5 protein-coding genes and 1 pseudogene are annotated in these 4,597 nt (G+C 54.6%); 5 read left to right on the forward strand and 1 reads right to left on the reverse strand.

The annotated features are described in order from the left end of the window. Window positions 1–295: pseudogene (locus tag RDL66_RS09040) on the reverse strand (NADP-dependent isocitrate dehydrogenase); the annotation flags it as partial. Window positions 296–476: 181 nt separating this feature from the next. Here RDL66_RS09040 and RDL66_RS09045 point away from each other — a divergent pair. From RDL66_RS09045 to RDL66_RS08865, 5 genes are all read left to right on the forward strand, one after another. Continuing rightward, window positions 477–770 carry a lactococcin 972 family bacteriocin gene (locus tag RDL66_RS09045; protein WP_374042924.1) on the forward strand — a complete coding sequence of 98 codons (294 nt, stop codon included), beginning with the start codon at window positions 477–479 and terminating at the stop codon, window positions 768–770. Window positions 771–832: 62 nt separating this feature from the next. Beyond that, entirely contained in the window at window positions 833–2,791 is a 1,959-nt protein-coding gene (locus tag RDL66_RS08850; protein ID WP_308536618.1) for a hypothetical protein, read from the forward strand. Further along, window positions 2,788–3,402: a heme ABC exporter ATP-binding protein CcmA gene (ccmA, locus tag RDL66_RS08855; protein WP_308536619.1), complete on the forward strand. Its 615-nt coding sequence runs from the start codon at window positions 2,788–2,790 to the stop codon at window positions 3,400–3,402. Before RDL66_RS08850 ends, ccmA begins: the two co-directional genes overlap by 4 nt. Beyond that, complete coding sequence (locus RDL66_RS08860) at window positions 3,402–4,169, forward strand: hypothetical protein (RefSeq protein WP_308536620.1); 768 nt, start codon at window positions 3,402–3,404, stop codon at window positions 4,167–4,169. The genes ccmA and RDL66_RS08860 overlap by 1 nt, the downstream gene beginning before the upstream one ends. A gap of 231 nt (window positions 4,170–4,400) precedes the next feature. After that, the coding region (locus RDL66_RS08865; protein WP_308536621.1) for a hypothetical protein at window positions 4,401–4,597 on the forward strand (197 nt) is incomplete at its 3' end.

Here is a 4,597-nt window from a genome sequence, read left to right on the forward strand (position 1 = left end):
GCCGCCGAGGTCGGCAGCGTTGCCCTGGGCGTCCAGGAGCTCCTTGTCAATCACATCGGCGTTGTCGCGCAGGTCCTTCGCGATCGGGCCGAAGACCTCGGCCAGCTCGGCGTCGTCGGACTGGGCTGCCAGCGCCTCTGCCCAGAACGGGGAGAGCGCCGCGGTCGTCGATCTCGTTCACCTTGCGCGACGGGGACTTGCCTTCGTCGAGAAGCTTCTCGGTGGCCTTGTCCAGCGCGGCGGCCAGGACGCCGGCGCGCTCAGGAAGATGAAGGCTCGTCGAAGCGGTACAGATGCGTGAGCAGCCGTCGCTGCACCGTGCCTGGGAAGACCCAAACTTGGCAAGCTGTAGAGATTAGGTAGTGTTGCAAATCACAAAGGTAGGTTTTTCTACTTGTATTACACAAATCCGAATTTGATAATTGGACCACGGCGGAAGTCCCTCCGCTGCTGAATACCTACCGAAGGGAGAAACCATGAAAATTCAAAATCGAAACCGCATCACTGGTGCAGTTTTGGCGGGTGTGTTGACCTTTGCCGGCACGGGTGTTGCTGGGGCGAAGATTGTCAGCATTGACGGAGGAATCTGGGATTACGGCAGTGATTCTTCCACGGTGTGGTCCCACTACTTTCACAACGGCGTTCGACATGGATCTACAGCTGTGGGGAAGTTTCGGTCAGATAGCGGCTGTGTGAACAAGAACGTCTGGTCACGCGCTACTGCTCCGCGAAAGGGAATCAGCAATGAGTCCTTCTATCGTCATTGCTAGAAAATGAGTCCTTCTATCGTCATTGCTAGAACATGTCCTTTCTGAGATCAAGCCTATTAGCCGTGGGGATATTCGCCACGGCTATTCTGGCGACTACTGTGGCTTTCCTCGGCGCGAGGCTCTACTCAACGATCGATGGTCACCTGGGTGAGTACGGGGTACAGGTGGAATCAGATCGCATCGCTTCGGAGAGCGCGAGTTTCTATTCCGAGCTGGCCGAGTTTGCGCGAAATAATGACTTCGATATCGCGATTAACTACTCGTCGCTCGCTGTCTCAGGTGGTGAGCAAAGAGTCTACTCGTCCTCGCTTCCGCCTGACGGTGGCCGGATGGAACGGCCTCGCTTTGAACGGGGGGAAGTTGACATATTTTATCCGCTGGAAGACTTTCCATACTCTGATCCGAGACAACCTCTCCATATCAAAGGGTCGGCGGCGGACGAGCAACACTTGCTACGGTGGTTAGATGAGCAGGGACTTGACGCGGTGCCTCTTACCAGGCATTTCACGGAGATCTTTGCATCTTCGACTATCCCTATTCTGCTGATCTTGTCTGTGCTCCTGTGCCTGGTTCTCAGCGCAGGCCATGTTCTTGCCCGCTCACGTGAGGTCGGTGTGCATCGACTGCTTGGGCTCAGTGTCGCAGAAACGACCCGTATTGAAATTCAGCGCCAAAGATTTGCGCTTACGATCGTCTACCTCGGAGGCCCACTGCTTGTTGCTGGCCTTCTTTATGCCTACAACGGGTGGGCGGAGAGCTGGGTATTTTGGAGAATTTATTTCACGATCAGCGTGATTCTGTCTGTGTGTTTGCTCGTTGGTTACCTGAGTGGGCAGCTTCTGGTTCGCAGGACATCGATACCTCAATCCATCAAGGGCAAGATTCACGCGCGGCCAATTCTCTATTCCCTGACCGTCGTCCGCGGCGTGACCCTGGTTGCTGCGCTTAGTGTGGTTGCAACCTTGGTTGGGTTTTCTGCGGAACTTGAGGCGCGTCACCGCCTGCAGGGGGCGTGGTATGCGCACCGTGGGCCGCAAGAGTTGGCGTTGAACGTCAACACAGCCTTCGAAGATTGGTCAGATACAGAGACTGCAGTGCCATTCCGGGTTGCCGACGAGGCGGGAGACGTACTCCTCGTTGATCCTTATTGGATTACATGGCCCGTGGAATTAGAGGCACCAGTTCTATTAGTGAACCAGGAATTCGCGCGACAGGCGGGAGTGTCGATGTTGGAGGGTGCTGTTGTGACGGTCTGCTCGCCGGGAGAGTTGTCTGTGCACTCGAGAAACGTGATCGAGGATTCGCTCGAATTCGAGGCTAGTTATACCAATGAACCAGCGCCCGACATAGAGTGGCGGGACGGATGCAGCTTGGGTTCGGTATTCACTTACGATGTTGAGTACCGTCCGCAAGTAGATAACCCGATTCTCGTCATCCTTCCGCGTGGCCTCGCCCCGTTGGGGGACCACAACTTGATGTCGAAGGTATCCCAGCAAGTCCTTCTCACTGCCTCCCCTGATGTGCCTTCGCAAATGTTGAAGGGTGCAACTGGGAATACGCTTGCTTTCTTCAGGCCGCGCGAGGACTCATGGCACGCGAGCATTCGCGCCGCCGAGCAGAATGTGGCTCTGTGGGGGCTGAATGGCTTTGCGGTAGTCCTGCTTGTGACGGTCTTGGTCGGAGCCACGGTCCTTACTTTTCGCGTTACCTACCGGCGCAAAATCCACGTTGCCTATGTTTGTGGGCGAAGCCCTTGGTGGGTTGCAAAGGAAGCAGTAGCTATTGAGGTTGTATTTTTCTTAGCGACGATTGGCTGGCTGCTGTATAAGGTCCGCAATCATCAGGTTCAAGCTGAGAGCCGCGCGCCCTCAACCTGGAGTATCGGGTTTGAAAATCAATGGTCACCGTTGACCATCGTCGCAGTCGTGGGTTTCAGCGCAGTATGGTTTTTGGTTTCTGTGGTGCTAATGCTCAGAGCTGCTTCGCAGTGGGATGCAAGAGGAGGAGTGGAACCGCAATGACAATTCAGGTAAGCGAAATATCCTGCGCATTTGGCGAGCGGTTAGTTTTGCAAAATTTCACGGCCACCTTTAAGGCAGGTCAAATCACGGCGCTCACAGGGCCCTCCGGCAGTGGCAAAACAACCTTGCTCAATATGTTAGGCGGACTGACTACGCCGGATTCGGGGACGATCGAGTTCGAAGGGCTCGACATCGCATCCATAAATCCGGGCGCACGTCGCAGATTTCGGCGAGCAAACGTCGGGTACCTGTTTCAAGACTATGGTTTGGTACCCGATCTCTCTGTGATGGAGAATATCAAGATTGCTGTCCCCCGCGTCTCCCGCGAGACGATGGCAGCGGCGCTGACTGAAGTCGGGCTTGGAGGAACTGAAAAGCGAACGGTAAGCGAGCTTTCTGGTGGCGAGCAACAGCGCATTGCTTTGGTAAGACTCATTCTCGCGCAGCCTAGGATTGTGTTAGCTGATGAACCAACCGGGGCCCTCGATGAAGCAAACGCGCAACTCGTCCTTAAATATCTACGTCAATTTGCTCAGGGTGGTGCAGTGGTCGTCGTAGCCACCCACTCTGTATATATTGCGAATAGTTCAGATGTGGTGGTTGGGCTCTGATGTGGCGGAAGAATATAGCTGGGAAGCCATGCCTTTTCATTGGGGCGGATTACAACATAACGGCAGCTTTGAAAGATTGCTTCGGGTGGGCCGAAATGGGGTGCATTAACAGTCTCAGGGATATCAACATTCTGGATTTCGGTGGTGGGTCCGTGAAGAGTGCGCCCGTTCCGGTGATTGCTGCATGCATGTTTACTAAGTCAAGGCGGTTAATAGTCAACGGCGCTGGCACCGATGAAGCCTACTCGAAAACGACTGCAGATATGGTTAGGGCAACAGCTACCGCAGTAACGTCTTCGCATGAAATCGGCACTACACACTGTGATGTATTCGAAGTCGAAGATGACCAGGTGGTTACTTCTCCAGAGAAGAGTGAATCGCCACCAATATTGTACTTTGTTGAGCACGCCATGCACACCTCACGAACGCTTCTTGGCGCGATCGAAGCAGGAGCTAACGCCTACTTCACCTGTGAACAACCTCCCGAGAATTTCACTACTGTTCTTGAAATGAGGCTCATCTACCTCGATCGCGGCATGATGCTTGACCATCGGCTCCCTGTATCCACAGTGCTTCGGGCTCAGAATCTCACGCCGTTCCAAACTCGGGTGATGCAATGCCTGCGCGACGGTGTGTTGTCCGACAGGGACATCGCGGCGGCACTTGGCACTTCCGAAAAGATGGTGGGAAAGCTCATTGGGCAGTTGTTCGAGATATTCGGATGCAACCGGCGTAGCGCGTTAGCTAAGCAATCCATCTACGTTTGAATGTGCAAGTTCTGGATCAAGCTTGTGGAAACTTATGTCTTGCCTCTGTTTGATCTGATGTCGCAAAATGGCACTTCAACGAAACTAGTTGTATCCAAGCTTCGAAAACGTAGCCGCGGCGGCAGAATCGGTTCAGTTCAGCGAGCGTTACCCCTGTACCATTAGAATGTGCAGTTGCTCTGGGGGCGTGTGGGCATCGCCCAGTGACTAGGGTAGGGGTAGCTTTTGGGGATGGAGGACGAGGCTGGGCTGGGCAAAGGGGCTCCGAGCCCGGCCAAACAAAAACCGGCTGGCCCGGGGTGTGAAACCCTGGGCCAGCCGGCTAGACAGCATCGACAGCTCGGACCAGTGGCCCGCATAATCAACCTAGAGGATTACTTCTCCAGTGCGTCGATGATCTTGTTGAAGGTTGCGGACGGGCGCATGAC

Origin of the sequence: uncultured Mobiluncus sp. (assembly GCF_902488535.1) — a bacterium.
In the GTDB taxonomy this organism is placed as follows: Bacteria; Actinomycetota; Actinomycetes; order Actinomycetales; family Actinomycetaceae; genus Mobiluncus.

Coding starts and splice junctions, on each gene's coding strand:
- ccmA (WP_308536619.1), top strand. CDS start 2,788: ATGACAATTCAGGTAAGCGAAATATCCTGCGCATTTGGCGAGCGGTTA.
- RDL66_RS08860 (WP_308536620.1), top strand. CDS start 3,402: ATGTGGCGGAAGAATATAGCTGGGAAGCCATGCCTTTTCATTGGGGCG.
- RDL66_RS09045 (WP_374042924.1), top strand. CDS start 477: ATGAAAATTCAAAATCGAAACCGCATCACTGGTGCAGTTTTGGCGGGT.